The sequence below is a fragment of the Rhodobacter capsulatus genome (assembly GCF_052363175.1).
Taxonomy (GTDB): domain Bacteria; phylum Pseudomonadota; class Alphaproteobacteria; order Rhodobacterales; family Rhodobacteraceae; genus Rhodobacter; species Rhodobacter capsulatus_D.
Window position 1 is genome coordinate 3,790,001 of record NZ_CP198946.1, and the last position, 26,789, is coordinate 3,816,789.

Genomic DNA, 26,789 nt, shown 5'->3' on the forward strand with positions numbered 1-26,789 from the left:
GAGGATGGCTCGGATGTACGCATCGGCTTCGATCCGGAGAAGGGCAACGGCTATCTGATGGCGATGAACGCCGCCTGGGGCGATATCGAGGATGACAAGACCTATCCGATCAGCTTCGATGTCGATGGCCAGACCTACAATGGCGACGCCAAGGGCGTGCATCTGGATGGCGTGCCGGGCGTCGACATCGCTTTCGACAGCTCCGACTTCCTGATGGATATCGCGCAGAAGCAGACGCTGAGCCTGTCGAACGACAGCGGAGAGGTGATGTCGATCGATCTGACCGACAGCTATGCCGCGCTGGAAGCGGCCGTGGCCTGTCAGCAGAATCAGTAAACAGCCGTGGGGCGGCAGCCTGAGCCGCCCCCGCCTTCAGTGGTGGCGATGCGCCTGCAACTGTCCCAAGCGGACATGGCGCAGCGCCTCGACCAGCATCGCGGTCATCAGGCCGAAGTTGAGAAAACCGCCCGCCCCGGTCATGCCGCCCAGGATCCGCCACTCGTTGGGCAGGATCACATCGCCATAGCCAAGGGTCGTGTAGGAGACGAGCGAGAAGTAGACCGCCGTTTCAAGGGTGGGGAAGACGCCCAGCTCGTAATAGAAGCCCGCCCAGATCCAGACCCCCATCGTCACCATCGTCAGCGCCCAGAGCGCCACCACCACGACGACCAGAAGCAGCTTCGGCCGATGCGGTTCGCGCAAAAGCCAGAAGTGCACTTTCGAGAAGGACCACTCCATCACCCAGGCGGCCAGACCCGCCAGCGTCACGGTGACCAACATGAGCACGGAACCGATGAAAATCTGCAAGAACATGGCAGGCCTCCCCGTGTTTCGCGCTACGCCTGCCCCCGGGACCGGTCAAGCGCCGTAGCGCCGCACTGGACAGCCCGCCGCCCCTCGCCTATCTGAAAGCGATCATGGCGCAGAAATCCGACCCCAATTCCAAGCTCATTGCCGAGAACCGGCAGGCCCGGTTCCATTATGCCATCGAGAGCGATCTCGAGGCCGGGATCATGCTGCTGGGTTCCGAAGTGAAATCGCTGCGTACCGGGCAGTCGAACATCGCGGAAAGCTATGCCAGCGTCGAGAATGGCGAGCTGTGGCTGATCAACTCCTATATCGCCGCCTACAAGCAGGCGGGCGTCTTCGGCCATGAAGAGCGGCGGCACCGCAAGCTTCTGGTGTCGAAAAAGGAGCTGTCGCGGCTTTGGCAGGCGGTCGGGCGCGAGGGCATGACGATCGTGCCACTGGCGATGTATTTCAATGATCGCGGCAAGGTGAAGGTGAAGCTGGGCGTCGCCAAGGGCAAGAAACTGGCCGACAAGCGCGAAACCGAGGCCAAGCGCGACTGGAATCGGCAGAAGCAGCGCCTTTTGAAGCAGAACGGATAAGGCCTCTGCCCTTGCCCCCATGGCGTCGTGAAGCTAAGCACAAAGCGACGACGGGAGGGTAAGAGATGGCTTTGGACGATCCGAAAACACTTGTTTCCACCGACTGGCTCGAGGCGCATCTGCGCGACCCCGATCTGCGGGTGCTCGATGCCTCGTGGTTCCTGCCCTCGATGGGGCGGGATGCGAAGGCGGGCTATGCAGCCGCACACATTCCGGGAGCGCGGTTCTTCGACATCGACGAGATTTCCGACACGCGGTCGGACCTGCCGCATATGGCGCCGCCGGTCGAGAAATTCATGTCGCGGATGCGGGCGATGGGCGTGGGCGATGGCCATCAGGTCGTGATCTATGACCAAATGGGCATCTTTTCCGCGCCGCGCGTGTGGTGGCTGTTCCGGCTGATGGGCAAATCCGACGTCGCCGTGCTGGATGGCGGTCTGCCGAAATGGCTGGCCGAGGGCCGCGAGACCGAGGACATGGCGCCGATCCCGCGCGACCGTCACATGACGGTGCAGCGGCAGGCTGCGCTGATCAAGGACGTGACGCAGGTCGCCCATGCGTCGAAACTCGGCGATCACGAGATCATCGACGCCCGTCCGCGTGGCCGTTTTCTGGGCACCGATCCCGAACCGCGGCCCGGCCTTCGCTCGGGCCATATTCCCGGCTCGAAGAACGTGCCGTGGAATACGGTGCTGACCGAGGCAAACACGATGAAATCGCCCGAAGATCTGCGCGCGGTCTTCACGGCGGCAGGGGTGGACCTTGCGAAACCGGCCATCGCCACCTGCGGCTCGGGGATTTCCGCGGCCGTGCTGGTGCTAGCGCTGGAACGGATCGGCCACCGCAATCACGCCCTTTACGATGGCTCCTGGGCCGAATGGGGCATGTTCAACGACCTGCGCGTCGCAACCGGAGAAGCATGATGTTCAATTCCCTCAAAGCTCAGGCGCCTGACAAGATCTTGGCGCTGATGGGTCAGTTCCGCGCCGATCCGCGCGCGGACAAGATCGACCTTGGCGTCGGTGTCTACAAGGACGCCGAAGGCCGGACCCCGGTGATGCGGGCGATCAAATCGGCCGAAAAGCAGCTTTGGGAAACAGAAACCACCAAGACCTACACGGCGCTCGCGGGCGAGCCTGCCTTCCACGCGGCGATGGCCGAAATGGTGCTGGGCGCGGGCTATCCGGCGGACCGTCTGTCCTGCCTTGCCACGGTCGGCGGCACCGGCGCCTGCCGTCAGGCGTTTGAACTCGCCCGTCTGGCGAACCCGGGCTGCACCGTCTGGGTGTCGGACCCGACCTGGCCGAACCACCTGTCGATCCTTGCTTTCATTAAGCAGGACTACAAGCTCTATCGCTATTTCGACAATGACGCCCGCGCGGTGGCTTTCGATGCGATGATGGAAGATCTGCAGGCGATCAAGGCGGGCGATGTCGTGCTGCTGCACGGCTGCTGCCACAACCCGACCGGCGCCAACCTGACGCTGGAGCAATGGGCCGCTGTCGCCGATCTGCTCGAAGCCAAGGGCGCCGTGCCGATGATCGACCTTGCCTATCAGGGCTTCGGTGACGGTCTGGAAGAAGACGCCGCGGGCACCCGTCTGATCGCCTCGCGTCTGCCCGAAGTGATGATCGCCGCGTCCTGCTCGAAGAACTTCGGCATCTACCGCGAACGCACCGGCTGCCTGATGGTCCTGTCCGACGCCGCCTCGAAAGAGGTGACGCAGGGCACCCTCGCTTACCTCAACCGTCAGAACTACTCGTTCTCGCCCGATCACGGCGCGCGGCTGGTGACGATGGTGCTGACCGACCCGACCCTGCGGGCCGAGTGGATGACCGAGCTTGAGGAAGTCCGCAAAGGCATGCTGGGCCTGCGCGAGCAGCTGGCGGCGGAACTGCGTCAGCTGTCGAACTCGGATCGCTTCGACTTCGTTGCGCGCCATCGCGGCATGTTCTCGCGTCTGGGCGCTTCGCCCGAAGCGGTCGAAAAGATGCGCGTCGACAATGCGATCTACATGGTCGGCGATTCGCGTCTGAACATCGCGGGGCTGAACGCCAAGACCGTGCCGATCCTCGCCCGCGCGATCATCGCCGCCGGCGTGTGATTTCGCACAGAGACCTGTGCAAGGGCGGCCCCTCGGGGTCGCCCTTTTGCATGTCTTGTCACTTGATATTGTAAGCACGCTTATAATATATCTGCTCATCTCCGATGGAGGGATGATGAGCGACTGTGAAATTCCCCACGAAAGCCTTGGCTTTCTGATGCATGACGCGGCGCGGCTTCTGCGCAAGCGCTTCGAGGTGCAGGCAGCAGAGCTTGGCCTGACCTCGGCGCAATGGCGGCTTCTGGTCAATCTGTTCAAGCGCGGGCCGCTGCCGCAGGCGCGACTGGCGGAGCTGCTGGAAATCGAGCCGATTTCGCTTTCGCGGCTGGTCGATCGGATGGCCGAAGCGGGCTGGGTGGAACGCCGCGCCGATCCGACCGACCGGCGCATCCGCATCGTCCACGCCACCGACAAGACCCTTTCGACGATCAGCGCCGCGCGCCACATCGCCGACAGCATTTATGCCGAGGCGCTCGCGGGCCTGCCCCCCGGCGCCACTGAAACGATGACGGCGATGCTGCGCCAGATCATCTGCAACCTTTCGCAAACGACCGAGACCGAGAAATGACCGCTGAAACGCAAGCTCCGAAGAAATCGCCGAAGAAACTCTTGATGGCGGCGCTGCCCGTGGCGCTGATCGCGGTGGGCGGCTGGGTCTGGCTTGACTCGGGCCGTTACGAATCGACCGAAAACGCCGCCGTACAACAGGCGCGGATCTCTGTCGCTTCTGATATTTCCGGCCGGGTGACCGAGGTCTTCGTCAAGGACAACGATGTGGTGAAGGCGGGGCAACCGCTGTTCCGTGTCGATCCCGCGCCCTATCAGATCGCGCTCGCGCAGGCCGATGCGGCGCTGGCGCAGGCGCGGCTGCAGGTCGATCAGCTGCGCGCCGCCTATAATCTGGCGCTGGCGCAGGAAAAGGTGGCGCAGGATACGGCCGACTACCTTGCCTCGGAACTGAAGCGCCAACAAGCGATCACCGGCCGCGGCGCGGGCACGGAATCGGCGCTGGATGCGGCGCGGCATGATGCCAGCTCGGCCGAGGAAAGCCTTGCGGCGGCGAAGCAAAGCGTGGCCGCAGCGCTGGCGGCGCTGGGGGGCGATCCGAAGGTCGAAACCGATGCGCATCCGACCGTGCAGGCCGCGCTGACCGCGCGCGACAAGGCCGCCTACAATCTGGGCCTGACCGAGGTGAAAGCCCCCGCCGATGGCGTGATCTACAAGGCCGACAGCTTCAAGCCGGGCCAGTTCGTCGCTGCGGGCGCGTCGCTGTTCTCGCTTGTCGAAACCGGCGACACTTGGATCGAGGCGAACTTCAAGGAAACCCAGATCGGCAAGATGGCTCCCGGCCAGAAAGCGACGATCGAATTCGACACTTTCCCCGGTGAAGAATTCGAGGCGACCGTCGCCGCCGTCGGCGCGGGCACCGGGGCCGAGTTTTCGCTGCTTCCGGCGCAGAACGCCACCGGCAACTGGGTCAAGGTCACGCAACGCGTCCCCGTGATGCTGCGGCTCGCGCCCGGCTCCGAGGCCCCTGCCCTGCGCACCGGGCTTTCGGCCGCTGTCACCGTCGACACCAAGGCCGCCACCAACCTCGATGCGCTTGTCAGCAACGTCGAGGGCAAGCCCGCGACTGCCGGGAACTGAGCCATGCAAGGACCGATCGAGGTCAAGCACCACGGGCTGATCACCGCCTCGCTGATGCTGGCCACCATCATGCAGGTGCTCGACACCACCATCGCCAACGTGGCTTTGCCCTCGATGCGTGCCGACCTTGGCGCGTCCTCGGACACGATCAACTGGGTGCTGACCTCCTATATCGTCGCCTCGGCCATCGTCACGCCGCTGTCGGGCTGGATGTCCGAGCGCTTCGGCCGCAAAGAGGTCTTCATCGCCTCGGTCGCGGGGTTCGTCTTCACCTCGATGCTCTGCGGGATCGCCTGGAGCCTTGAATCGATGGTGCTCTTCCGCATGGCGCAGGGCGTCTTTGGCGCCGCGATCGTGCCCTTGTCGCAAACCTTCCTGCTCGACATCAACCCGCGCGAAAAGCACGGGCAGGCGATGGCAATCTGGGGCGCGGGGATCATGGTCGGGCCGATCATCGGGCCGACCTTGGGCGGTTACCTGACCGAGACGCTGAACTGGCGCTGGGTGTTTTACATCAACGTGCCGCTGGGCGTGATCGCTCTGGCAGGCCTTGCCGCCTACCTGCCGCACATGCCGCGCCGAACCCGACGCTTCGACTTCATCGGCTTTGCCGCACTTGGCATCGGCGTCGGCTGCCTGCAGCTGATGCTTGATCGCGGCGGCGAGGTGGACTGGTTCAACTCGGTCGAAATCTGGATCGAACTTGCCATTTCGATGTGCGGCTTCTGGGTCTTTGTGATCTGGATCATGGGGGTCGAGCATCCGTTCCTTGACCCGCACATGTTCGCCGACCGCAACTTCGCCACCGGGTTGATCCTGATCTTCATCGTCGGCATCGTGCTTCTGGCCTCGTTGGCGCTTTTGCCCCCGATGCTCTCGAGCCTCTTCGGTTATCCCGTCATCACGACGGGCATGGTGATGGCGCCGCGGGGCGTGGGTACGATGATCATGATGATCGCGGCGGGCAAACTGCTCCGCGTCATCGATGCCCGCAAGCTGGTGATGACCGGCCTGATCTTCACCTCGGCTTCGCTTTACATCATGACCGGCTTTGGCCCGCAGATGAACGCAACGCCGATCATCGTCTCGGGTTTCGTGCAGGGGATCGGCCTTGGCCTTGTCTTCGTGCCGCTTTCGACCGTGGCCTTTGCCACCATCGCCCCGCAGTTCCGTGGCGATGCGACGGCCCTGTTCAGCCTCGTGCGCAACATCGGCTCGTCGATCGGGATCTCGATCGTCACACTTCTACTGACCCGCAACACCCAGATCAGCCATACCGAGCTTGTCTCGAACATCTCGGTCTTCGATCCGAATTTCTCGGGCATGATGAGCGGCCAGTGGGGCGGCATCATGCAGGCGATGACTGCACAATATGGCGAAGGCGCGTTCTGGAGCGTGATCAACCAGATTGTCACCGCACAGGCGGCGATGGTGGCCTATGTCGACGATTTCGAGGCATTGATGTGGATCACCCTTGCGGCTTTGCCGCTTGCCTTCCTGCTGCGTCGCCCGAGCCCTCCGCCGCCCGGCGCCGCGGCACCGCCCCCCGCCCACGCGGAGTGAGACATGAAAAGGCCCGGGGAAATCCCCGGGCCTTTCGTTTTCGAAGCGCGATCACTTACGAATGGTAGGCGCTTTCGCCATGGGTGCTGAGGTCAAGACCCTGACGCTCGTCATCCGTCGCAACACGCAGGCCGGTAACCGCCTTGACGATGAAAAGCAGGATCAGCGAACCGACACCCGCCCAGACGATGGTCACGACGACCGCCTTGATCTGGATGATGACCTGCGACACGATCGAGAAATCTTCCGCACCGGTGCCACCGAAGGCCGGAGCCATCAGAACGCCGGTCATCACCGCGCCGACCATCCCGCCGATGCCGTGCACGCCGAAGACATCAAGGCTGTCGTCGTATTTGAACATCGACTTCACCTTGGTGACGAAGAAGTAGCAGATCGGCGACACCAGCAGACCAAGGATGATCGAGCCGACGGGGCCCGAGGTGCCACAGGCCGGGGTGATCGCCACAAGACCGGCAACCATGCCCGAGGCGGCGCCGAGACCCGAGGCCTTGCCCCGGAACAGCGCTTCGGTGGCGGACCAGCTGACGACAGCGGCAGCGGTGGCAACGAAGGTGTTGATCATCGCAAGCGCGGCACCCGAGGTCGCTTCAAGGTTGGACCCGGCGTTGAAGCCGAACCAGCCCACCCACAGCATCATCGCGCCCACCATGGTCAGCGTCATCGAGTGCGGCGCCATGTTCTCGCGGCCAAAGCCGATGCGCGGACCCAGAACGATCGCGGCCATCAGACCGGTCACACCGGCGTTGATGTGCACGACGGTCCCGCCGGCGAAGTCGATCGCGCCCCAGCCGAAGATCATGCCGTTCGCATCCCAGACCATGTGGGCGATCGGGAAATAGACCACGGTAACCCACAGGATGGTGAACAGGATCACCGCCGAGAACTTCATCCGCTCGGCGAAGGCGCCGACATAAAGCGCGGGCGTGATCGCGGCGAAGGTCATCTGGAAGGCGATGAAGACATATTCGGGCAGCGCCACACCGGAGGTGAAGGTCGCGGCGGTCGTGTCTTTGGTCACGCCGGACAGGAACAGCTTGCCCAGGCCCCCCCAGAACGGGCTCGTGCCGCCGCCGAAGGCGAAGGAATAGCCCCAAAGCACCCAGACGATCATCACCACGGCGGTGATCATCGTGGTCTGCATCAGCACCGACAGCATGTTCTTGGTGCGCACGAGGCCGCCGTAGAACAGCGCAAGACCCGGCACGATCATGAACAGAACGAGCAGCGTGGAGGTCATCATCCACGCCACATCGCCCTTGTCGACGATCGGCGCGGCGGCTTCGGTCGCGGCAGCAGCGGCATCAGCCACCGGGGCGGCTGCTTCCTGCGCGAAGGCAGGCAGGGCCGCTACGGCAAGCGCCGTCGCAAGACCCGCATATTTCGTAAGGTTGTTCATTGTCCCTGTTTCCCCTGTGGTTCTTAGAGCGCGTCGTCGCCCGCTTCGCCGGTGCGCACGCGCACGGCCTGATTGACGTCGAGCACGAAGATCTTGCCGTCACCGATCTTGTCGGTCTTGGCCGCTTTCAGGATCGTCTCGACCACTTCGTCGGCAAGATTGTCCGCAACGACGATTTCAAGCTTCACCTTCGGCACGAAATTCACCGCATACTCGGCACCACGATAAATTTCCGTGTGGCCCGACTGAGCGCCGAAGCCCTTGATTTCCGTCACCATCATCCCGCGCACGCCGATCGCGGTCAGCGCCTCGCGGACCTCCTCCAGCTTGAACGGTTTGATCGCTGCAATGATGAGTTTCACGTGATGTCCCTTCCTATTGTCAGCCGCTCCGATGCCAGGGCACCGTTGTGAGCGTATCAAGGCGCTGACGGGCCGGTTCGCACAAGGAAAGCTGCTTAAACTGGCAGCACGAAAAAACCGATTCCGGCCAGAAAACGCACAAATTGTGCGCAGCGCCTTATTTTTATGCTTTCGAAAAACCGAATCGTGACGCGAGGCGTCTCCACATCCCCTTTCCCGCGGTGTAAGTTGCGCAAAAGAACAGGCACCGGGACGGAAATGGCAGGAACAGGCGGGCGGCGCGGGCCGCTGGTGGCGGACAGGCGCTACGCATCACGGCAGGCGACCACGACCAGCGCGAAAACACCGCCGCCGGACAAGCCAAAGACACCACGCAAGTCCCGCGGCCCACGGCGGCCGCGCGGCGGCGGCACGGTCTCGGGTTTCGTGATGGGTCTGTTCCGCTTCATGCTGCGGGTGATCTGGGGCGCGGTCTGGCGCAGTGCGGCGGTGATCGGGCTCATCCTTGGCCTTGCCACCTTCTATTTCTACAGCCAGCTGCCCGATTACACCGCGCTTCTGGATGGCCGCAACCGGGGCTCGGTCACGCTTCTCGACAATGCCGGGCAGGTCTTCGCCTGGCGTGGCGAGACTTTCGGCGGCCAGACTACGGCCGACAACGTCTCGCCCTATCTGAAGAACGCCATCGTCGCGACCGAGGACAAGCGCTTCTATCACCATTTCGGCGTCAGCCCGCGCGGCATCATCTCGGCGATCAGCATCAACCTCTCCGAGGGCCGCGGCCCACTGGAAGGCAACGGCGGCTCGACGATCACCCAGCAGGTAGCGAAGCTTCTGTGCCTTGGCACCGCCTATGACCCGAAACGCTGGAAGACCGAAGCCGATTACGAAAGCGACTGCCGTTCCGGCGGGGTGAAGCGCAAGATCAAGGAAATTCCCTATGCGCTGGCGATGGAGTTCAAATACTCCAAGGCCGAGATCCTGACGATCTACTTCAACCGCGCCTATCTGGGCGCGGGCGCGCGCGGCTTCGAAGCGGCGGCGCAGCGCTATTTCGGGATTTCCGCCACCAACGTGAACCCGCAACAGGCGGCGATGCTGGCCGGGCTGCTCAAGGCGCCCTCGACCTATGCGCCGACGACGAACCTGAAACGCTCGCAGGAGCGGGCGGGCATGGTGCTCGCGCTGATGCATGATCAGGGTTATCTGACCGACGAAGAATGGCAGAACGCCCGGGCGCATCCGGCAACGCTGTCCGAAGCCGCGCAGGCCCGCGCGGGCGGCTATTTCGCCGATTGGGTGATGGACAGCCTGCCCGATTTCCTCGCCAAGGACACGACCGAGGATGTGGTGATCCGCACCACCCTTGATCAGCGCATCCAGACCGCGGCCGAAGAGGCGCTGAAGTCGATCTTCGACACCAAGGTCAAGGATGGCTCGACCGCCGAGGCGGCGATCGTCGTGATGTCAGCCGACGGGGCCGTGCGGGCGATGGTGGGCGGGCGGCAATCAAAAGTCTCGGGCGCCTTCAACCGCGCGACGCAGGCGAAGCGGCAGACCGGCTCGACTTTCAAGCCCTTCGTCTATGCGGCGGCGCTTGATCTGGGCTGGACGCCGGATTCGATCGTCGAGGATGCGCCGTTGACGATCTATGTGCGCGGCTCCGGCCCGTGGTCACCGAAGAACTACGAAAAAGAATATCTGGGCGCGATCCCGATCTGGCGGGCGCTGGCAAAATCGATCAACACCGCGACAGTGCGGGTCAGCCAGTCCGTCGGGCTGGATGCGGTGCGCAAGGTCGCCTCGGATTTCGGCTTTGCCTCGGATCTGGCCGAGGGCCCGGCGGTGGCGCTTGGGGTGTCGGAATCGACCCTGCTGGAAATGACAGGCGCCTATGCGGGCATCCTGAACGGCGGCTCGTCGGTGCGGCCCTACGGGCTGACCGATCTGCGGCTGAAAGGCGAGGACGAGCCACTGTTCGGCGCCGAAACCGGTATCGGCGAGCGGGTGATTTCCGAAAAGGCCGCGCGCGAGCTGATCTGGATGATGCATCAGGGTGTCGAACAGGGCACCGGGATGCGGGCGCGGCTCGATGGCCGCGAGGTGGCGGGCAAGACCGGCACAACACAGGCGGCACGGGACGCGTGGTTCATCGGATTCACCGCCGATTATGTGGCGGGCGTCTGGATGGGCTATGACGACAACCGGCCATTGTCGGGCGTGACCGGCGGTGGGCTTCCCGCGCAGATCTGGCACGAGGTGATGGCCCGGGTCGAAGACGGTCAGCCGGTGACGCCGCTGCCGATGGCCAGCCCAGAGGAATGGCGCGGTCAGGCCGACCCGAACAATGGCTATCCGGGGCAGGCCTGGTCCTCGGGCGATCCGATCCCCGAGGGCGGCGTTCCGGTGGTGGACGGGCAGCTCGTGACCTCGGGCACGCCGGTACCGCCGCCAATGCGGGCGACCACGCCCACCGCCGAGGACGCGCAGCCGATGCAACCACAACCGCAGCAGCGCGGACCGCAATCCTTCGGGGACAAGATCGATTCGATGCTGCGCCAGCTCTACTGACGAGATCACCTGAAACGAAAACGCGGCCCCGAGGGGCCGCGTTTCCATTTCCGTTTCCGCTTCGATCACTCGGCCTTTTTCAGATCCGCGATCAGCGCATCAAGATCGCCGTGCCGCGCATCGATCATCGCGCCGATCTCGGTGCGCTCGGCCGCAAGCATGTTCACGCCTTCGATGACCATGTTGAAGAACAGGCTTTTGCCGGACTTGTCCGAGACATGCCACAGCACCTCGAAGGGGGCCTCTCCCGGCATGTAGGCGATCGACTTCACCTCGATGAAGCTTTTCACCTTGCGCGCGCTCACGACTTCGAAGCGGGTGGCGCTGAATTCGCGGAAGCGCTTGCCGTATTTGCGCGAGACATAGCCACGGAAGGCGAGGGTGAAGGCCTGCATCTGCGCCGGGCTGGCCGTGCGCGACGCCGTGCCCAGCACCGAACGCGCGATCGTCGGTACGTCGGCATATTGCATGTAGAGGTCTTCGAACATCGCATAAAGCGCCGGGCCGGTCTTGCCCGAGGCGATGGCGGCGTTCACATCGTTGACCGCCTTGCCGATCAGCGCCTTTGCCTGATCTTCGGTCAGCGCCAGCGCCATGCCCGGGCGCAGCACCGTCGCCGCGAACAGCGCGGCGGCCCCGCCCAGCAGGACGCGACGGCGATCACTGCGCATTGGGGTCTTCATAGGGGTCCCAGGCCTGTGCATCGTCATTCTCCTTGCCTGCAAGCTGGTGGCGGCGCATCTGCAGATAGAGCAGCCGCGATTGCGCGTAGCTGTCCGCGCTATCGTAAAGCACCGATTCGATCATGCCGCCGAAGCGTTTGCGGTCGGCGACATGGCCCGCGACACCCGTCGCGGAAGCGGCGGTCGCATCGGAGCCCTCAAGCACCTGCCCCACCGGGTTCATCGCGATATCGACGACCCGCCCGACAGCATCACGCCCGGTCGAGGGGCCGTAGAACGGCAGTTCCACATAGGCGCCCTCGCCCATGCCCCAGACCGCCAGCGTCTCGCCGAAATCGGTGTCCTGCTTGGGCAGGCCAAAATCCTTGCCCGCCGGGTCGAAGAGACCGGCCAGACCGATGGTCGAGTTGATCACGAAGCGGAAGGTATTCTTGACCGCCGGTTCCGGGCGGCCCTGCAGCAGCGAGTTGACCACCTTGCCGGGCAGCGAAAGGTTCGAGCCCGCATTCGACACCGCCCGGGTGAACCCATTGTCGATCGTGCGCGGATGCCCTGGCCGGGCCTTGAACAGGGCGCGGTCGACGCCCTTGTTGAAGCCGTGCACGTGGCGATTGAGTCCCTCGTAGGGGTCATTGATTCCGTCGGGTCCAGTCGCGGTTTGCCCACCGGCGCAACCGGCAAGCGCAAGACCTGCGACCAGGACGAGGCCAAATCTCTTTTCCATCAACCCCTCGTGTCATCTCGGGCGCGATCGACTCTCGTCTTCGGCGCGCAGCGTCAAGACAGGTGACAACCGTCTCGATTTCGGTAAAACCCCAAGAAGCAATAAGGAGACCGGGGCGCGGAAACAAGGCGCCGCACGCGATTTTGTAAGAGCGATGCGTTAACGTTTTCGCGTTTCAGACTATTTTTGGGCAGTATAACCGGTCGTGCGACAAAGAGGGCAACATGAAACGAGATGAACTTGCCCCCGGCAAGGCCGAATTGCGGGCAGCCCGGTCAGCCAGCACCCGGCTGTTTCTGAGCGTCGGGCTGTTTTCCGCTTTCGTGAACCTGCTGATGCTGACAGGCCCTCTGTTCATGCTGCAGGTCTATGACCGGGTGCTTGGCGCCAGATCGGTCGAAACGCTGACGGCGTTGTTTCTGCTCGTCGTCTTCCTTTTTACCGCGATGGGGCTTCTGGATCTTGCCCGGGCACGGCTGATGGCCCGGATCGGCGCGCGGTTTCAGGCCGATCTTGAGGCGCGCGTCTTCGATGCTGCGTTGCGCCGCAACGGGATGGTGCCGAATGACCCGGTGGCGATGGCCGGTCTGCGCGATCTCGATTCGGTCAACAAGCTGATGGCCTCGCCGGTTTTCCTGGCGCTGTTCGACATTCCCTGGGTGCCGCTTTTCCTCAGCGCGATCTTCTTCTTTCACCCCTATCTCGGGTTCCTATCGATCGGCGGCGGGGCTTTGCTGATCGGGGTGACGCTGCTCAACCAATCGGTGACCGCAAAGCCGCTGCAGACGGCGACCGGCGCGCAGATCGCCTCGGATCGCCTGGCCGATCAGCTCCGCGACGAGGCGGAACTGGTTCAGGCGCTCGGCATGCGCGGCGCCTCGTTCCTGCGCTGGCGCAAGGCACGCGAACGCGCGGTCGATGCGATGCTGCGTGCTACCGATCTGGGCGGCGGTTTTTCCACCTTCACCAAGACCTTCCGCGCCTTCCTGCAATCGGCGATCCTCGCCATGGGGGCCTTCGTCGTTCTGAAGGGCGAGATGACCGCCGGGGCGATGGTCGCGGGCTCGATCCTGATGGGGCGGGCGCTCTCGCCGGTCGAACAGGCGGTGGGTGGCTGGGCTCTGGTCGCCCGCGCCCGAGAGGGTTGGGGGCGGCTGTCGATCCTGCTGACCACGATCCCGCGCGAAATGCCCCGCACGCCGCTGCCGCGGCCGCGTGCCGTTCTGGAAGCGCAGGCACTGACCGTTGTTCCCCCGGGCACTCAGACCGCAACGCTGCGGGCGGTGTCGTTCCGGGTCGAGCCCGGGCAGGCGATGGGGATTATCGGCCCCTCGGGCGCCGGGAAATCCACCCTTGCTCGCGCGATCTGCGGCGTCTGGCGGACGGCAAACGGTTCGATCCGGCTCGATGGTGCGGCGCTCGACCAATATGATCCGGATGTTCTGGGCGGGCTGATCGGCTATCTGCCGCAACGTGTCACGCTTTTCGATGGCACGATCGCCGAGAACATCGCCCGGCTCTCGCCCAACCCCGACCCGCAGATGATCGTCGATGCCGCAAAACGGGCGGCGGCGCATCAGTTGATCCTAGATTTGCCCGAGGGCTACGACACCAAGGTGTCGCAGGCAGGCGGACGACTTTCGGGCGGACAGATCCAGCGCATCGGCCTGGCCCGGGCGCTTTACGGCAATCCGGTGCTTCTGGTGCTCGATGAACCGAATGCGAACCTCGACAACGAAGGCTCGATCGCGCTCAACACCGCCGTGCGCGGCATGAAGGCCGCAGGCGGCGCCGTGTTGATCATGGCGCACCGTCCGGCGGCGATTGCCGAATGCGATACGCTGCTGGTGCTGGAATCGGGGATGCGCCGGGCCTTCGGGCCGCGCGAAGACGTATTGAAAGCGATGGTGCAGAATGCGGCCGACCTGACCCGCAGCGCCGGACCGGGAGGAGTGGCATGACCCGCAAGCCGACATCCGGAACCGAGGGCGAAAGCGACAGCCCGGACGCCGCCGCTTTGATGCGCAAGGCGATTCCGCAGCGCACGGGTGCCGTGGCGCCCCCCGAGCCCACCGGACTGCAGGCCGCGGTGAACAGCTTCCCGAAACCGGCCGTCCCGGTCGGGCAGATCGGCGGGGCCCGGTCCGATGGCCGGATCTCGCCCCGCACGGCGCTGCTTCTGGGCTATATCACGCTCGCGGTGCTGCTTGGCGGCTTCGGCGTCTGGTCCGTCGTCTCCTCGATTGCCGGGGCGGTTGTCGCCTCGGGCCAGATCGAGGTCGATCAACACCGGCAGGTGGTGCAGCACCCCGATGGCGGGGTCGTGGCCGAAATCAATGTGCACGAGGGGGACAAGGTCGAGGCCGGACAGGTGCTGATCCGTCTTGACGGCGATCTCGACCGGTCGGAACGGTCGATCGTCGAAGGGCAGTTCTTCGAGCTTCTGGCGCGGCGCGGGCGGCTTGAAGCCGAGCGAGTCGATGCGCCGCAAATTCACTTTCACAACGAGCTGGTCGAGGCGGCGAAGACCCGGCCCGATGTCGCGGAACTCGTCGACGGGCAACAACGGCTCTTCGAGGCGCGGGCGCAGACCCTGCGCAAGTCGCTCGATCAGGTGGCCAAGCGCCGCGATCAGACTCAGTCCCAGATCGAAGGGATCGAAGCGCAGCGCGTCGCGATCCAGCGTCAGCAACAGCTGATCGAACAGGAATTGACTGACCAGCGCGGGCTGCTGGCAAAGGGTCTGGCTCAAGCCAGCCGGGTTCTGGCGCTGGAGCGCGAGGCCGCCAATCTGGCCGGTCAGGTCGGGGAGCTGCTGGCCCAGAAGGCGCAAGCCGAAGGCAAGGTGACCGAACTCGATCTGGAAGCGCTGCGGTTGACCTCGCAGCGGCGCGAGGATGCGGAAAGCGAGCTGCGCGACATCGGCTACCGCGAACTTGAACTGGCCGAGCGGCGCCGGTCGCTGACCGAAAAGATCGAGCGGCTGGATCTGCGTGCCCCCGTTGCCGGGATCGTCTATGCGATGACGGTGACGACACCGCGGTCGGTGATCCGCGCCGCGGAGCCGGTGCTTTACATCGTGCCGCAGGATCGGCCGCTGGTGATCGCCGCGAAAATCTCGCCGATCAACGTCGACGAGGTGCGGGTCGGTCAGCCGGTCGCGCTGCGCTTCCCGGCCTTCGCCAGCCGCACGACGCCCGAGCTTTTCGGTCAGGTGACGAAGATCTCGGCCGATGCGCTGGTCGATGAAGCCTCGAAAGCCTCCTACTTCCGCGCCGAGGTGATGTTGAACCCGGGCGAGGTGCAAAAGCTGGGCGATCTGCAATTGCTGCCGGGCATGCCCGCCGAGGTCTATATCCGTACCGGCGACCGCAGCCCGCTGCGCTATCTGACGAAGCCCTTCACCGATTACTTCGCGCGCGCTTTCCGCGAGAACTGATCACAGGGCCGAAAGCAGCGCCGCCGTGGGCCAGGCATCCGCCGGCAGGCCAAGGCGGCTCTGCTCGGCCTGCACCGCCTCGCGGGTCTTCTCGCCCAGAATGCCGTCGATCGGCCCGACGTCATGGCCAAGCGCCTGCAGCCGCGCCTGCAACGCCTTCATCTGCGCAGGCCCAAGCCCCGGCTCGGCGTTGCGCGGATCGATGCGCGGGGCGCCCTCCAGCCGCGTCGCGAAATAGGCGGCAGTGGTGACGTAAACAAAGCTCTGGTTCCATTCGAACAGAACCTTGAAATTCGGATAAGCGAGGAAGGCCGGTCCCTTGCGCCCCATCGGCAGCAGCACCGATCCCTCGGCCCCGGCAAACTGGCCCGAGCGCGGCACCACCCCCATCTGCGCCCAATCCCGGGTCGACAGGCTATGGTTCAGCCCGGTCTGCGCCCAGTCCATCCGATCGGGCACGATGATTTCCTGCAGCCAAGGCTCGCCCGGCCGCCAGCCCATCGACGCGATCATCCGCGCCCCGGACATCAGCGCATCGGCGCTTGATCCCTTCAGGTTCACATGCCCGTCGCCATCGCCATCGACGCCATTGCGCAGGATATCCGCAGGCAGCATCTGCACCTGCCCGATCTCGCCCGCCCAGGCGCCGATGGTGCGCTTAGGGTCGAAATCACCCCGCGCGTAAAGCTCGGCTGCGGCCATCACCTGCGGACGGAACAGCTGCGGACGGCGGCAGTCATGCGCCAGCGTCACCAGCGCATCGCGGGTGTTGAAATCGCCCTGCACCTTGCCGAAATCGGTCTCCAGCGCCCAGAACGCCAGCAGCACCCCGCGCGAGACGCCATATTGACGCTCGGCCGCGTTGAAGACCGAGGCATATTTCTGCGCCATCGCCGCACCAGTCTGCAGCCGGTTCTTCGAGATCACCGAGGCCTGAAAATCGAGAAAGCTTTTCCGGAACACCCCCTGCGCCCGGTCAGCCTTGAGCACCTTTCCGTCCTGCCGAACCCCGGCGAAAAACGAATCAGCCTGTGCCGCCGAAAGCCCGTTGCGTTGCGCCTCAGCCTTCAACCCCGCGACGAAGCTTGCGAAATCGCCGCCGCACTCGGCATGAGCGGCAAGAGGCAGCGAAAGGCTCAGACAAAGGGCAGCAAGCTGGGAACGCATCGGTTGCTCCGAAAATGATGTTGCCGCAGGGTAGTCGGCGGCAGCGCACGGAGCAACCGGGCGTTGCGTTTACGATACGTCAGCGGAGTGACATACGGTATTCACTTGATTTTTACGCATCACATCACACACTTGGCACGAGGGTTGCCCAGGGAGGGGTGCCCGCTGGAGGGTAAGATGGAGTTCCTGTCGAAAGAGATCCTGGCCGGTTTGCGAGAGGCGACCCGGCGAGAAAGCAAACGCCCCGCGCGCCTGAGCGTTCACGCCGACGGCCGCGTCTGGCCGATCCTGAAACGCTGGTCGGGCGGCTTCTCGCTTGACGCGACTCAGGTCACCAACCTGCGCGGGCATGTGCAGATCTTTGACGGCGAACGCCCGGTAGCTACTGCGCTGATCGTCGCAGCCGATGTCGATGGATTCGAACTCATCTGCTCGACGAAGCGCGAAACCCCGGTGCGCCATGGCCCCGCGCTCGATTTCGAACGCGAAGACCGCACACCACTGGGCTACATGCCCCCCGCATAAGCGTCACAGCCGCGCGGGCAGCACCAGACCTTTGAGAATTTCGGCGGAGGGCATCGGTTTCTTGCCCTCTCGCTGCGCTTGCAGCACCCGCAGCGCCCCCGTCCCGCAGGCGATGTCGAACCCCTGCAACACGGTTCCGGCGTCACCGCTGCCCTCGACCGATTCGGCGCGCAGCAGTTTCACCCGCTCGCCCGCGACCTCGCACCAGGCGCCCGGAAAGGGCGAAAGTCCGTTCACCAGCCGCACCAGTTCGGAAGCCGGGCGGGACCAGTCGATCTTGGCCTCGGCCTTGTCGATCTTGGCGGCATAGGTGACGCCCGCCTCGGGCTGCACCGCAGGGGTCAGGCTGTCGAGCCGATCAAGCGCGTCGCAGATCATCCGCGCGCCCATCGCGCTCAGCCGATCATGCAGCTCGCCCGTCGTCTCGGTCGCACCGATCGCCAGCACGTCGCGCAGCAGCACCGGGCCGGTATCGAGCCCCGCCTCCATCTGCATGATGCAGATACCGGTTTCCGCATCGCCCGCGAGGATCGCCCGGTGAATCGGCGCAGCCCCGCGCCAGCGCGGCAGAAGCGAGGCATGGATGTTCAGACAGCCGCGTTTCGGCGCATCGAGAATCGCCTGCGGCAGGATCAGCCCATAGGCGACGACGACGGCAATATCGGCATCAAGCGCGGCGAAAGCCTCGCGATCCTCAGTGGCCTTGAAGTTTAAGGGATGGCGCACGGGCAGACCCAGCGCCTCGGCCCGCGCCTGCACCGGCGAGGGCCGCAGCGCCTTGCCACGCCCGGCGGGCCGGGGCGGCTGGCTGTAAACCGCCACAACCTCGTGCTGCGCGGCCAAAGCCTCCAGCACCGGCACCGAAAACTCGGGCGTTCCCATGAAGATGACGCGCATCAGGGTTTCTTCGCGAATTTGGCCGATTTCGCCACCAGCATCTTGCGTTTGAGCATGCTGAGGTGATCGACATAGGTCTTGCCGTTCAGATGGTCGATCTGGTGTTGCACCGAGGTCGCCCAGAGGTGCACGAAGTCACGCTCCTCGATCTCGCCCGCAGCGTTCAGGAACCGCACCGTCACGGCGCGGGGCCGCGAAATCGTCGCCCAGACGCCGGGCAGGTTCGGGCTTGCCTCGTCATGCTCGCGCATCTGGCCCGAGGCATGCAGCACCTCGGGATTGGCCATCAGGATCGCCTGCCCCCGTGCTTCGGAAGCATCGACGACGGCCAGCCGCAGCATCACCCCGATCTGCGGCGCCGCCAGACCGACACCCTGACCGGGCATCGCTTCCATCGTGTCGACCATGTCAGCCCAGATCGCGCGGATCTCGTCGGTGATCGCCTCGACCGGCGCGGCCGCGGTGTGCAACCGCTTGTCGTCAAAGCGGATAAAGGGACGGACGGCCACTTACGCCCGACCCTCACGCGCCCATTCCCGCTTCAGCTTTTCCAGCTTGCGGGTGACCATCTGCCGCTTCAGCGGGCCCAGATGATCGATGAAGAGCTTGCCGTTGAGGTGATCAAGTTCATGCTGCGCGCAGGTCGCCCAGAGCCCGTCGAACTGTTCCTCATGCGTTTGGCCATCCAGCCCCAGCCAGCGCATCCGCACCTCTTTCGGGCGGGTCACGTCGGCATATTGCTCGGGAAGCGACAGGCAGCCTTCCTCGTGCACATTCTTTTCTTCGGAGACCCAGGTGATTTCCGGATTGATCATCACCATCGGCTCGGGGAAGCCGCTTTTTTCCTTGGCGCAATCCATCACGAAGACGCGGGACATAACGCCGATCTGCGGCGCGGCCATGCCGACACCGGGGGCGTCATACATGGTTTCCAGCATGTCGTCGGCCAGCTGGCGAATGGTGTCATCAAGCGCTGCGACCGGGTCGCAAAGCTTCTTGAGCCGGGGATCGGGATGGATCAGGATGGGTCGCGTTGTCATGCGCATTTTTTATTGGATGCGGGCCAGTCACGCAATGGCGACCTTTGCGCGCAGGGTCGTTCTGCTAAATGGCAAATTTTCAGGAGGATGTTCCAGTTTTTTCATCTTCCATGGAACGTTGGACCGGAATATCAATCGCATCAAGAACGATACCCCAAAACCTGCGATACGCTCAGGAGCCTGCCATGACCCGCCTTCCCGACTTCGACGAAGTCATCGACCGCATCGGCACCCATTCGGTGAAATGGGACTGCATGGAAAGCCTGTACGGCGTTTCCCCGCAGGAAGGTATCGCGATGTGGGTGGCGGACATGGATTTCCGCCCGCCGCAAGCGGTGCAGGACGCGCTGTCGACGCTGATGAGCCAAGGCGTCTATGGCTATTGGGGCGATGAACGCGCCTATCAAGCAGCCATTCAATGGTGGATGGCGACCCGGCACGGCTGGACGGTCGAGCCCGAGTGGATCTTCACCACGCATGGGCTGGTGAACGGCACGGCGCTGTGCCTGCAGGCCTTCACCCAACCCGGCGATGGCGTCGTTCTGATGAGCCCGGTCTATCACGCCTTCGCCCGCGTCATCCGCGCCTCGGGGCGCAAGGTCGTCGAATGCCCGCTGAAGACGGTCGCGGGCCGCTATGAAATGGACTTCGACGCCTGGGACGCACAGATGGACGGGACGGCGAAGATGCTGATCCTGTGCTCGCCGCACAATCCGGGCGGGCGCGTCTGGACGGCCGAAGAGCTGAAAGCCACCGCCGAATTTGCCAAGCGCCACAACCTGATCCTCGTCTCGGACGATATCCACCATGATCTGGTGATGCCCGGCCACTCGCATATCCCGATGGCCGTCGCCGCCCCCGATCAGCCGGTGGTGATGATGACGGCGACGACCAAGACCTTCAACATCGCGGGCGCGCATTCGGGCAATGTCATCATCGCCGATCCGGCGCTGCGGGCGCGGTTCGGGGCCACCATGGCCGCGATGGGCATTTCGCCGAACAGCTTCGGCATCGCGATGGCCACCGCCGCCTATTCGCCCGAGGGCGCGGCCTGGGTCGATGCGCTGAACACCTATCTGGACGGCAACCGGCAGGCCTTCGATGCGATCGTCAACACCATCCCCGGGGTGAAATCGATGCCGCTGGAGGCGACCTATCTCGCCTGGGTCGATTTCTCGGGCACCGGCATGGCCACGCCCGAATTCATCGCCCGCGTCGAGAAGACCGCGAAGATCGCCGCCAACCACGGCGCCACCTTCGGGCTCGGCGGTGACGGTTGCCTGCGCTTCAACCTTGCGACGCCGCGGGCGCGGGTGGTCGAGGCCGCCAACCGGCTGAAACAGGCCTTTGCCGACCTGCAATAAACCGCGACATTGTTCTGAAGGCGCGGGAGGGGGCCTTTCCAACCGCCCGCCCCGCACCCATATTGCGCGGGCGTGAACGGGAGGCTCCCATGCCCATCATCACCTTTCTGATCATCGGCACCGCCGCCGGCTACCTGGCGACGCGGCTGATGAAGATCAACACCGACATTCCCACGACGATCGCGCTTGGCATCTTCGGCGCGCTGATCGGCGGCTTCATCCTGCGCTTCCTGATCTCGATCATGGGGCTGATGGCGGGCTTCGTCGGCGCCGTCCTTGGCGCGATGGCACTGATCTGGGTGTGGCAGAACTGGGGGCGCCGCTAGATGTGGGGCCCCTTTCTCGGCTTTGCGGGCACCGCCTCGCTGCGGCTGATCTGGTCGCTTCTGGCGATCGGCATCTGGCTGATGAGCCGCCCGGGTGGCTGGGCCGTCGTCGTCGTCGCCGTTCTGGTCGGGTTGAAACTCGTTCCCGAGCACTGAGCCCTTCCCAGCCCGGCTTCGCACCCCCATATTGGAGCCAGTTTCAAACCGGAGGCTCCCATGGACCCCTTCACGCCTGCTGATTTCATCGGTGGTAACGCGATCATGCTCGCGGTCGCTTTTTTCCTGATTCTGTCGATCTTTCTGGGTGTTCGGATCGTTCCGCAATCCGAGAAACACGTGGTCGAACGTTTCGGCCGGTTGCGCGCCGTGCTCGGACCCGGCATCAACTTCATCATCCCCTTCCTTGACCGCGTGGCGCACAAGGTCTCGGTGCTGGAACGCCAGCTGCCGACGACGCGGCAGGATGCGATCACCGCCGACAACGTGCTGGTGCAGGTCGATACCTCGGTCTTTTACCGCGTGATCGAGCCGGAAAAGACCGTCTACCGCATCCGCGATATCGACGCCGCCATCGCCACCACCGTTGCCGGGATCGTGCGCTCGCAGATCGGGCAGATGGAACTCGATACGGTGCAGTCGAACCGCTCGCAACTGATTACCCATATTCGCGACAACGTGGCGAATGTGGTCGATGACTGGGGGATCGAGGTGACGCGGACCGAGATTCTGGATGTGAACCTCGACGAGGCCACCCGGGCGGCGATGCTGCAGCAGCTGAACGCCGAACGTGCCCGGCGCGCGCAGGTGATGGAGGCCGAGGGGCGCAAGCGCGCGGTCGAACTCGCGGCCGATGCCGATCTTTACGCCGCCGAACAGGCCGCCAAGGCGATCCGCATCACCGCCGAGGCCGAGGCTTTTGCGACGTCGGTGATTGCCGAAGCGATCGCCAAGAACGGCATCGAGGCGGCACAATATCAGGTGGCGCTGAAACAGGTCGAAGCCGTGGCCAAGGTCGCGGCGGGCAACGGCAAGCAAACGGTGCTTCTGCCCACTTCGGCGCTCGAGGCCTTTGGCGAAGCCTTCAAGATGTGGAAGAAATGATCATGTGGTGGCAGGAACCCTGGGTCTGGGTGGTGGCGGCAGCGGTGATGGGCGGGGCAGAGATGCTGTTGCCCGGCTTTTTCCTGCTGGGCTTTGCGGTCGGGGCGCTTCTGGTGGCCGGGTTGCTCTGGCTCGGGTTTCTGGGCGGGTCGCTGCCTGCGCTGATTCTCGTGATGACGGTCGCGGCCGTCGCGGTCTGGTTGATCGCCCGAAAGCTGGCCGGAGTGCGCTCGGGCCAGACCCGGATCTGGGACCGCGACATCAACGAAAACTGAGAAAATCATTACATTCAGGATCTGGAATTGATCTAGGTTATGGACGACTCACCTGCTGCGGCGTAGAGACGCAGGTGGCAAATCAGGAGAGATGAAATGTATGATGATTTCCCGCAAGAAGCGAAAAGCTTCAAATACTTCCTTGTTAGCGTAACCGTTTGTCTTGTCGGGCTTGTTGCCTGGCTCTCCTTCGCCCAGCCGATGGGTCTTGGACACGGGGCTGGGGCGGCGGAAGCCTCCACTCATCAGTGACATGCGTCACATCATGCACGAAAACGGCGGCCCGGTCGGAGCCGCCGTTTTCGTTTCTGCGCCTGCGACATCAGACTTTGGCGATCTCGCGCAGGATCGCCTGCGCCGCCGCCTGCGGATCGGCGGCCTGCCAGATCGGACGGCCTACGACCAGATGATCGGCCCCGGCCTTCAGAGCCGAAGCAGGGGTTTCGACCCGTTTTTGATCGCCAAGCGCGGCACCCGCCGGACGCACGCCCGGGGTAACGATGAGCTTGCCCGCCGCCTCGGGCAGCGCCCGGATCAGCGCCGCTTCCTGAGGGCTAGCGATGACGCCATCCGCGCCCGCCAAGAAGGCCCGCCCGGCACGCTCGACCACCAGATCGGCCACGGCGCCGTCACGGATCAGCGCGGCATCAAGGTCGGCGCGATCAAGCGAGGTCAGGATGGTGACGGCGAGAATTTTAAGATCCTTACCCGCGGCCCCCTGTTTCGCCGCACGCACCACATGGGGGTCGCCATGCACGGTCAGAAAATCAAGATCAAATTGCGCAAGGCCCCTCACCGCGGCTTCGACCGTCGCCCCGATATCGAACAGCTTCATGTCGAGAAAGATCTTCTTGCCGTGTTCGTCCTTGAGTTCGTTCGCCAGCGCAAGGCCACCGCCGGTCAGCATGCCAAGGCCGATCTTGTAGAAGCTGACGCTGTCGCCCAGCTTTTGGGCGAGTTCCAGCCCCGCAAGGGCATTCGGCACATCCATCGCAACGATCAGGCGATCATCGGCGGGAAGAAGATCGGTCATGGCAGCCCTCCAGCGGTGCAAACGCCGGGGTTTTGCCCCTGATGCCGGAAGCGGTCAAGCGAATTGGATCAATAGATCCCGCCGCGCCGCCGCGCTTCATGGGTCAGCGCCCGGACCAGACGTCGGTGCCCCATGTCGGGGGCGGCCTGAACCCGGACCGGCACCCGCATCGGCTGCGGCAGTCCGGGAGAGAAGAACTCCACCACCGCTTCGAACTGGCGAAGCGCGGCGTTGTAGATCAGATGCGCGATGCGGACGGCAACTTGGTGCATGGGGTGACCTCGCCTATGGAGCCTTCAGGATGAACGTGAAGTCTTGGCGAATGGTTTCCAAGATCGCGCCAGCGAAATTTTTTTCATCGCCCCGGGCCCCTCTTGAACCGGCCAAAACGCTCGACCACCTTTGCATCAAGACCCGGGAACGGCGTGCCATGGTGGGCGCCAAGGCCTCGGGGGCTTGATGAGGAGAAACCCGATGAACATGGAAAAGTTCACGGAACGGTCGCGCGGCTTCCTGCAGGCGGCGCAGACGATTGCGATGCGCGAGGGCCATCAGCGGGTGGTGCCCGAGCATCTTCTGAAGGCGCTGATGGATGACGATCAGGGGCTCTCGGCCAATCTGATCAAGCGCGCCGGGGGCGAGCCCGCCCGGGTGCAGGAAACCGTCGATCTTTACGTCTCGAAACTGCCGAAAGTCTCGGGCGGCGACGGGCAGGTCTATGTCGAACAGGCGCTGGTGCGCGTGCTCGACGAGGCCGAGAAACTGGCGACGAAAGCGGGCGACAGCTTCGTTCCCGTCGAGCGGATGCTGATGGCGCTGGCGATGGTGAACACGAAGGCCAAGGATGCGCTGGATGCGGGCGCGGTGACGGCGCAAAAGCTGAACACTGCGATCAACGACATCCGCAAGGGCCGCACCGCCGACAGCGCCAATGCTGAACAAGGCTATGATGCGCTGAAGAAATATGCCCGCGACCTGACCGCGGCGGCCGAGGAAGGCAAGATCGACCCCATCATCGGGCGCGATGATGAAATCCGCCGCACGATGCAGGTGCTGTCGCGGCGCACCAAGAACAACCCGGTGCTGATCGGCGAACCCGGCGTCGGGAAAACCGCCATCGCCGAGGGGCTGGCGCTGCGCATCATCAATGGTGACGTGCCTGAGAGCCTGCGCAACAAGAAGCTCCTGGCACTCGACATGGGCGCGCTGATTGCCGGGGCGAAATACCGCGGTGAATTCGAAGAACGGCTGAAGGCGATCTTGAAGGAAATCGAAGCGGCGGCGGGCGAGATCATCCTTTTCATCGACGAGATGCACACGCTGGTCGGCGCGGGCAAATCCGAAGGCGCGATGGATGCGGCGAACCTGATCAAACCGGCCTTGGCGCGGGGCGAGTTGCATTGCGTCGGCGCCACCACGCTCGACGAATACCGCAAATATGTGGAAAAGGACGCGGCTCTCGCGCGGCGGTTCCAGCCGGTGATGGTGAGCGAACCGACGGTCGAGGACACGATCTCGATCCTGCGCGGCATCAAGGAGAAATACGAACTCCACCACGGCGTGAAGATCTCCGATTCGGCGCTCGTCGCGGCGGCGACGCTGTCGCACCGTTACATCACGGACCGCTTCCTGCCCGACAAGGCGATCGACCTTGTGGACGAGGCGGCGTCGCGTCTGCGGATGGAAGTCGACAGCAAGCCCGAGGAACTGGACGCGCTGGATCGTCAGATCTTGCAGATGCAGATCGAGGCCGAGGCGCTGAAACGCGAGGAAGATGCAGCGTCGAAAGACCGGCTCGAGAAGCTGGAAAAGGATCTGGCCGAGGTGATGGAGCGTTCCGCCGTGATGACCGCCAAATGGCAGTCGGAACGCGACATGCTCGAAGCCTCGCGCTCGGTCAAGGAACAGCTGGAACAGGCCCGGGCGGCGCTTGAACAGGCAAAACGCGAGGGGAACTTCGCGAAGGCGGGCGAGCTGCAATACGGCAAGATCCCGGAACTGGAAAAGGTGCTGACCGAGGCCGAGACGGTGGCCGAGGGCAAGATGGTCGAAGAGGCCGTCCGCCCCGAGCAGATCGCCGAGGTGGTGGAACGCTGGACCGGCATCCCGACCTCGAAGATGCTCGAAGGCGAGCGCGAGAAGCTCTTGAAGATGGAGGACGAGCTCCACAACCGGGTGATCGGGCAGGATGCGGCGATCACCGCAGTGGCCAATGCCGTGCGCCGTGCCCGCGCCGGGCTGAACGACGAGGGGCGGCCCTTGGGCTCGTTCCTCTTCCTTGGCCCGACCGGGGTGGGCAAGACCGAACTGACGAAGGCGGTCGCCAACTATCTTTTCGACGACGATGCCGCGATGGTGCGGATCGACATGTCGGAATTCATGGAGAAACACTCCGTGGCCCGGCTGATCGGCGCCCCGCCCGGCTATGTCGGCTACGATGAGGGCGGCGTGCTGACCGAAGCCGTGCGGCGCCGCCCCTATCAGGTGGTTCTGTTCGACGAGGTGGAAAAGGCGCACCCGGACGTCTTCAACGTGCTGTTGCAAGTGCTCGACGACGGCGTGCTGACCGATGGTCAGGGCCGCACCGTCGATTTCAAGCAGACGCTGATCGTGCTGACTTCGAACCTCGGGTCGCAGGCGCTCAGCCGCCTGCCCGAGGGCTCGGATGCGGCCGAGGCCAAGGCCGAGGTGATGGAGGCGGTGCGGATGCATTTCCGCCCCGAATTCCTGAACCGTCTGGACGAGATGGTGATCTTCGACCGGCTGACGCGCGACAACATGGACGGGATCGTGACGATCCAGCTCAAGCGGCTCGAAAAACGTCTTGCGGCGCGGAAGATCAGCCTCGCGCTCGACGAGGCAGCGCTGAAATGGCTCGCCGACGAGGGCTACGATCCGGTCTTCGGCGCCCGGCCGCTGAAACGGGTGATCCAGCGCGCGTTGCAAGACCCGCTGGCCGAGCTGATCCTCGCGGGCGAGGTGAAGGACGGCGACGAGGTCAAGGTGACCGCCGGTCTCGATGGACTGGTGGTGGGCGGCAAGGTCTCGGCCAGCCAGCGCGCCCAGACCGAAACCCGGGTGCTGAACTGATACGGGAGTGGGGGGGCTCTGCCCCCCGCTTCGCTCCCCCCGAGATATTTGCGGCAAGGTAAGAGCATGG

General features: G+C 64.2%; 29 protein-coding genes (1 of these 29 cut by a window edge). 18 read left to right on the top strand and 11 right to left on the bottom strand.

The features are described from left to right. Positions 1–336 carry the 3' portion of a hypothetical protein gene (locus tag ACTTAI_RS19685; protein ID WP_444453270.1) on the top strand. 159 nt of this gene lie to the left of the window's left edge, so 336 of the gene's 495 nt are visible here — the last part of the coding sequence; its start codon lies off the left edge, out of view; it ends in the stop codon at positions 334–336. A gap of 36 nt (positions 337–372) precedes the next feature. On the opposite strand, the gene ACTTAI_RS19690 is transcribed toward ACTTAI_RS19685, so the two are convergent. Then, entirely contained in the window at positions 373–813 is a 441-nt protein-coding gene (locus tag ACTTAI_RS19690) for an ion channel (RefSeq protein WP_444453272.1), read from the bottom strand. A gap of 104 nt (positions 814–917) precedes the next feature. Here ACTTAI_RS19690 and smpB point away from each other — a divergent pair, with 104 nt between their 5' ends. The 6 genes from smpB to ACTTAI_RS19720 all read left to right on the top strand — a co-directional run bounded on the left by smpB (position 918) and on the right by ACTTAI_RS19720 (position 6,705). Beyond that, positions 918–1,391, top strand: coding sequence for an SsrA-binding protein SmpB (gene smpB / locus ACTTAI_RS19695; protein WP_444453274.1), 474 nt, complete (start codon positions 918–920; stop codon positions 1,389–1,391). Positions 1,392–1,456: 65 nt separating this feature from the next. Next, complete coding sequence (gene sseA / locus ACTTAI_RS19700) at positions 1,457–2,314, top strand: 3-mercaptopyruvate sulfurtransferase (RefSeq protein WP_444453275.1); 858 nt, start codon at positions 1,457–1,459, stop codon at positions 2,312–2,314. Beyond that, the gene (locus ACTTAI_RS19705; RefSeq protein ID WP_444453277.1) at positions 2,314–3,495 is read left to right on the top strand and encodes an amino acid aminotransferase; all 1,182 of its coding nucleotides are present in this window, start codon (positions 2,314–2,316) and stop codon (positions 3,493–3,495) included. Before sseA ends, ACTTAI_RS19705 begins: the two co-directional genes overlap by 1 nt. A 115-nt stretch (positions 3,496–3,610) precedes the next feature. Then, positions 3,611–4,063: a MarR family winged helix-turn-helix transcriptional regulator gene (locus tag ACTTAI_RS19710; RefSeq protein WP_444453278.1), complete on the top strand. Its 453-nt coding sequence runs from the start codon at positions 3,611–3,613 to the stop codon at positions 4,061–4,063. Further along, positions 4,060–5,142: an HlyD family secretion protein gene (locus ACTTAI_RS19715; protein WP_444453279.1), complete on the top strand. Its 1,083-nt coding sequence runs from the start codon at positions 4,060–4,062 to the stop codon at positions 5,140–5,142. The genes ACTTAI_RS19710 and ACTTAI_RS19715 overlap by 4 nt, the downstream gene beginning before the upstream one ends. 3 nt (positions 5,143–5,145) lie before the next feature. Then, the gene (locus tag ACTTAI_RS19720) at positions 5,146–6,705 is read left to right on the top strand and encodes a DHA2 family efflux MFS transporter permease subunit (protein ID WP_444453280.1); all 1,560 of its coding nucleotides are present in this window, start codon (positions 5,146–5,148) and stop codon (positions 6,703–6,705) included. A gap of 55 nt (positions 6,706–6,760) precedes the next feature. On the opposite strand, the gene ACTTAI_RS19725 is transcribed toward ACTTAI_RS19720, so the two are convergent. Further along, entirely contained in the window at positions 6,761–8,122 is a 1,362-nt protein-coding gene (locus tag ACTTAI_RS19725; protein ID WP_444453282.1) for an ammonium transporter, read from the bottom strand. Positions 8,123–8,145: 23 nt separating this feature from the next. Continuing rightward, a complete protein-coding gene (locus ACTTAI_RS19730; RefSeq protein WP_110804686.1) occupies positions 8,146–8,484 on the bottom strand; it encodes a P-II family nitrogen regulator in 339 nt (112 codons plus the stop codon). A gap of 258 nt (positions 8,485–8,742) precedes the next feature. On the opposite strand from ACTTAI_RS19730, the gene ACTTAI_RS19735 reads away from it, so the two are divergent. Next, positions 8,743–11,055: a transglycosylase domain-containing protein gene (locus ACTTAI_RS19735; RefSeq protein WP_444453284.1), complete on the top strand. Its 2,313-nt coding sequence runs from the start codon at positions 8,743–8,745 to the stop codon at positions 11,053–11,055. A gap of 65 nt (positions 11,056–11,120) precedes the next feature. Here ACTTAI_RS19735 and ACTTAI_RS19740 read toward each other — a convergent pair whose 3' ends face one another. After that, positions 11,121–11,726, bottom strand: coding sequence for an MlaC/ttg2D family ABC transporter substrate-binding protein (locus ACTTAI_RS19740; protein ID WP_444453286.1), 606 nt, complete (start codon positions 11,724–11,726; stop codon positions 11,121–11,123). After that, complete coding sequence (locus ACTTAI_RS19745; protein WP_444453287.1) at positions 11,716–12,462, bottom strand: MlaA family lipoprotein; 747 nt, start codon at positions 12,460–12,462, stop codon at positions 11,716–11,718. The genes ACTTAI_RS19740 and ACTTAI_RS19745 overlap by 11 nt, the downstream gene beginning before the upstream one ends. Before the next feature lie 224 nt (positions 12,463–12,686). Between ACTTAI_RS19745 and ACTTAI_RS19750 the strand changes: the two genes are divergently transcribed. Both ACTTAI_RS19750 and ACTTAI_RS19755 read left to right on the top strand, forming a co-directional pair. Next, the gene (locus ACTTAI_RS19750) at positions 12,687–14,423 is read left to right on the top strand and encodes a type I secretion system permease/ATPase (RefSeq protein WP_444453289.1); all 1,737 of its coding nucleotides are present in this window, start codon (positions 12,687–12,689) and stop codon (positions 14,421–14,423) included. Next, positions 14,420–15,901, top strand: a complete 1,482-nt coding sequence (locus tag ACTTAI_RS19755) for an HlyD family type I secretion periplasmic adaptor subunit (protein ID WP_444453290.1) — start codon at positions 14,420–14,422, stop codon at positions 15,899–15,901. Before ACTTAI_RS19750 ends, ACTTAI_RS19755 begins: the two co-directional genes overlap by 4 nt. On the opposite strand, the gene ACTTAI_RS19760 is transcribed toward ACTTAI_RS19755, so the two are convergent. Next, positions 15,902–17,068 (bottom strand): lytic murein transglycosylase, encoded by a 1,167-nt coding sequence (locus tag ACTTAI_RS19760; protein ID WP_444453291.1) that lies wholly within the window; start codon positions 17,066–17,068, stop codon positions 15,902–15,904. A 177-nt stretch (positions 17,069–17,245) separates the two neighbouring features. On the opposite strand from ACTTAI_RS19760, the gene ACTTAI_RS19765 reads away from it, so the two are divergent. After that, entirely contained in the window at positions 17,246–17,593 is a 348-nt protein-coding gene (locus tag ACTTAI_RS19765; RefSeq protein ID WP_444453293.1) for a hypothetical protein, read from the top strand. Between the two features lie 3 nt (positions 17,594–17,596). Here ACTTAI_RS19765 and fmt read toward each other — a convergent pair whose 3' ends face one another. From fmt to def (ACTTAI_RS19780), 3 genes are read right to left on the bottom strand one after another with little or no spacing between them, the layout of a single operon-like run. After that, positions 17,597–18,490, bottom strand: coding sequence for a methionyl-tRNA formyltransferase (gene fmt / locus ACTTAI_RS19770; RefSeq protein ID WP_444453295.1), 894 nt, complete (start codon positions 18,488–18,490; stop codon positions 17,597–17,599). Continuing rightward, the gene (gene def / locus ACTTAI_RS19775) at positions 18,490–18,999 is read right to left on the bottom strand and encodes a peptide deformylase (RefSeq protein WP_444453297.1); all 510 of its coding nucleotides are present in this window, start codon (positions 18,997–18,999) and stop codon (positions 18,490–18,492) included. The genes fmt and def (ACTTAI_RS19775) overlap by 1 nt, the downstream gene beginning before the upstream one ends. Beyond that, positions 19,000–19,530, bottom strand: coding sequence for a peptide deformylase (gene def / locus ACTTAI_RS19780; RefSeq protein WP_444453299.1), 531 nt, complete (start codon positions 19,528–19,530; stop codon positions 19,000–19,002). It lies immediately after the preceding gene. 185 nt (positions 19,531–19,715) lie between these two features. On the opposite strand from def (ACTTAI_RS19780), the gene ACTTAI_RS19785 reads away from it, so the two are divergent. The 6 genes from ACTTAI_RS19785 (at position 19,716) to ACTTAI_RS19810 (ending at position 22,848) form a co-directional block, all read left to right on the top strand. Beyond that, positions 19,716–20,894 (top strand): MalY/PatB family protein, encoded by a 1,179-nt coding sequence (locus ACTTAI_RS19785; RefSeq protein WP_444453301.1) that lies wholly within the window; start codon positions 19,716–19,718, stop codon positions 20,892–20,894. An 89-nt stretch (positions 20,895–20,983) separates the two neighbouring features. After that, positions 20,984–21,220, top strand: coding sequence for a GlsB/YeaQ/YmgE family stress response membrane protein (locus ACTTAI_RS19790; RefSeq protein WP_444453302.1), 237 nt, complete (start codon positions 20,984–20,986; stop codon positions 21,218–21,220). Next, the gene (locus ACTTAI_RS19795; protein WP_444453303.1) at positions 21,221–21,376 is read left to right on the top strand and encodes a hypothetical protein; all 156 of its coding nucleotides are present in this window, start codon (positions 21,221–21,223) and stop codon (positions 21,374–21,376) included. 60 nt (positions 21,377–21,436) lie between these two features. After that, positions 21,437–22,321, top strand: a complete 885-nt coding sequence (locus ACTTAI_RS19800; RefSeq protein ID WP_444453304.1) for an SPFH domain-containing protein — start codon at positions 21,437–21,439, stop codon at positions 22,319–22,321. Positions 22,322–22,323: 2 nt separating this feature from the next. After that, positions 22,324–22,596 carry an NfeD family protein gene (locus ACTTAI_RS19805; protein WP_444453305.1) on the top strand — a complete coding sequence of 91 codons (273 nt, stop codon included), beginning with the start codon at positions 22,324–22,326 and terminating at the stop codon, positions 22,594–22,596. 96 nt (positions 22,597–22,692) lie between these two features. Continuing rightward, positions 22,693–22,848: a hypothetical protein gene (locus ACTTAI_RS19810; RefSeq protein ID WP_160320033.1), complete on the top strand. Its 156-nt coding sequence runs from the start codon at positions 22,693–22,695 to the stop codon at positions 22,846–22,848. A gap of 70 nt (positions 22,849–22,918) precedes the next feature. On the opposite strand, the gene pyrF is transcribed toward ACTTAI_RS19810, so the two are convergent. Then, positions 22,919–23,629 (bottom strand): orotidine-5'-phosphate decarboxylase, encoded by a 711-nt coding sequence (gene pyrF, locus ACTTAI_RS19815; protein ID WP_444453306.1) that lies wholly within the window; start codon positions 23,627–23,629, stop codon positions 22,919–22,921. A 68-nt stretch (positions 23,630–23,697) separates the two neighbouring features. After that, entirely contained in the window at positions 23,698–23,901 is a 204-nt protein-coding gene (locus ACTTAI_RS19820; protein WP_444453308.1) for a hypothetical protein, read from the bottom strand. A gap of 202 nt (positions 23,902–24,103) precedes the next feature. On the opposite strand from ACTTAI_RS19820, the gene clpB reads away from it, so the two are divergent. Further along, positions 24,104–26,719, top strand: a complete 2,616-nt coding sequence (gene clpB / locus ACTTAI_RS19825; RefSeq protein ID WP_444453309.1) for an ATP-dependent chaperone ClpB — start codon at positions 24,104–24,106, stop codon at positions 26,717–26,719. Positions 26,720–26,789: the final 70 nt, after the last annotated feature.

Bases quoted from the DNA above. Each gene is read 5' to 3' on its own strand.
- ACTTAI_RS19785 (WP_444453301.1), top strand. From the start codon at position 19,716: ATGACCCGCCTTCCCGACTTCGACGAAGTCATCGACCGCATCGGCACC.
- ACTTAI_RS19820 (WP_444453308.1), bottom strand. From the start codon at position 23,901: ATGCACCAAGTTGCCGTCCGCATCGCGCATCTGATCTACAACGCCGCG.
- ACTTAI_RS19720 (WP_444453280.1), top strand. From the start codon at position 5,146: ATGCAAGGACCGATCGAGGTCAAGCACCACGGGCTGATCACCGCCTCG.
- ACTTAI_RS19710 (WP_444453278.1), top strand. From the start codon at position 3,611: ATGAGCGACTGTGAAATTCCCCACGAAAGCCTTGGCTTTCTGATGCAT.
- ACTTAI_RS19790 (WP_444453302.1), top strand. From the start codon at position 20,984: ATGCCCATCATCACCTTTCTGATCATCGGCACCGCCGCCGGCTACCTG.
- ACTTAI_RS19740 (WP_444453286.1), bottom strand. From the start codon at position 11,726: ATGCGCAGTGATCGCCGTCGCGTCCTGCTGGGCGGGGCCGCCGCGCTG.
- ACTTAI_RS19810 (WP_160320033.1), top strand. From the start codon at position 22,693: ATGTATGATGATTTCCCGCAAGAAGCGAAAAGCTTCAAATACTTCCTT.
- ACTTAI_RS19735 (WP_444453284.1), top strand. From the start codon at position 8,743: ATGGCAGGAACAGGCGGGCGGCGCGGGCCGCTGGTGGCGGACAGGCGC.
- clpB (WP_444453309.1), top strand. From the start codon at position 24,104: ATGAACATGGAAAAGTTCACGGAACGGTCGCGCGGCTTCCTGCAGGCG.
- ACTTAI_RS19760 (WP_444453291.1), bottom strand. From the start codon at position 17,068: ATGCGTTCCCAGCTTGCTGCCCTTTGTCTGAGCCTTTCGCTGCCTCTT.
- sseA (WP_444453275.1), top strand. From the start codon at position 1,457: ATGGCTTTGGACGATCCGAAAACACTTGTTTCCACCGACTGGCTCGAG.
- ACTTAI_RS19795 (WP_444453303.1), top strand. From the start codon at position 21,221: ATGTGGGGCCCCTTTCTCGGCTTTGCGGGCACCGCCTCGCTGCGGCTG.
- ACTTAI_RS19755 (WP_444453290.1), top strand. From the start codon at position 14,420: ATGACCCGCAAGCCGACATCCGGAACCGAGGGCGAAAGCGACAGCCCG.
- smpB (WP_444453274.1), top strand. From the start codon at position 918: ATGGCGCAGAAATCCGACCCCAATTCCAAGCTCATTGCCGAGAACCGG.
- ACTTAI_RS19705 (WP_444453277.1), top strand. From the start codon at position 2,314: ATGTTCAATTCCCTCAAAGCTCAGGCGCCTGACAAGATCTTGGCGCTG.
- ACTTAI_RS19800 (WP_444453304.1), top strand. From the start codon at position 21,437: ATGGACCCCTTCACGCCTGCTGATTTCATCGGTGGTAACGCGATCATG.
- pyrF (WP_444453306.1), bottom strand. From the start codon at position 23,629: ATGACCGATCTTCTTCCCGCCGATGATCGCCTGATCGTTGCGATGGAT.
- ACTTAI_RS19805 (WP_444453305.1), top strand. From the start codon at position 22,324: ATGTGGTGGCAGGAACCCTGGGTCTGGGTGGTGGCGGCAGCGGTGATG.
- ACTTAI_RS19750 (WP_444453289.1), top strand. From the start codon at position 12,687: ATGAAACGAGATGAACTTGCCCCCGGCAAGGCCGAATTGCGGGCAGCC.
- ACTTAI_RS19745 (WP_444453287.1), bottom strand. From the start codon at position 12,462: ATGGAAAAGAGATTTGGCCTCGTCCTGGTCGCAGGTCTTGCGCTTGCC.
- fmt (WP_444453295.1), bottom strand. From the start codon at position 18,490: ATGCGCGTCATCTTCATGGGAACGCCCGAGTTTTCGGTGCCGGTGCTG.
- ACTTAI_RS19725 (WP_444453282.1), bottom strand. From the start codon at position 8,122: ATGAACAACCTTACGAAATATGCGGGTCTTGCGACGGCGCTTGCCGTA.
- ACTTAI_RS19690 (WP_444453272.1), bottom strand. From the start codon at position 813: ATGTTCTTGCAGATTTTCATCGGTTCCGTGCTCATGTTGGTCACCGTG.
- ACTTAI_RS19765 (WP_444453293.1), top strand. From the start codon at position 17,246: ATGGAGTTCCTGTCGAAAGAGATCCTGGCCGGTTTGCGAGAGGCGACC.
- ACTTAI_RS19715 (WP_444453279.1), top strand. From the start codon at position 4,060: ATGACCGCTGAAACGCAAGCTCCGAAGAAATCGCCGAAGAAACTCTTG.
- def (WP_444453299.1), bottom strand. From the start codon at position 19,530: ATGACAACGCGACCCATCCTGATCCATCCCGATCCCCGGCTCAAGAAG.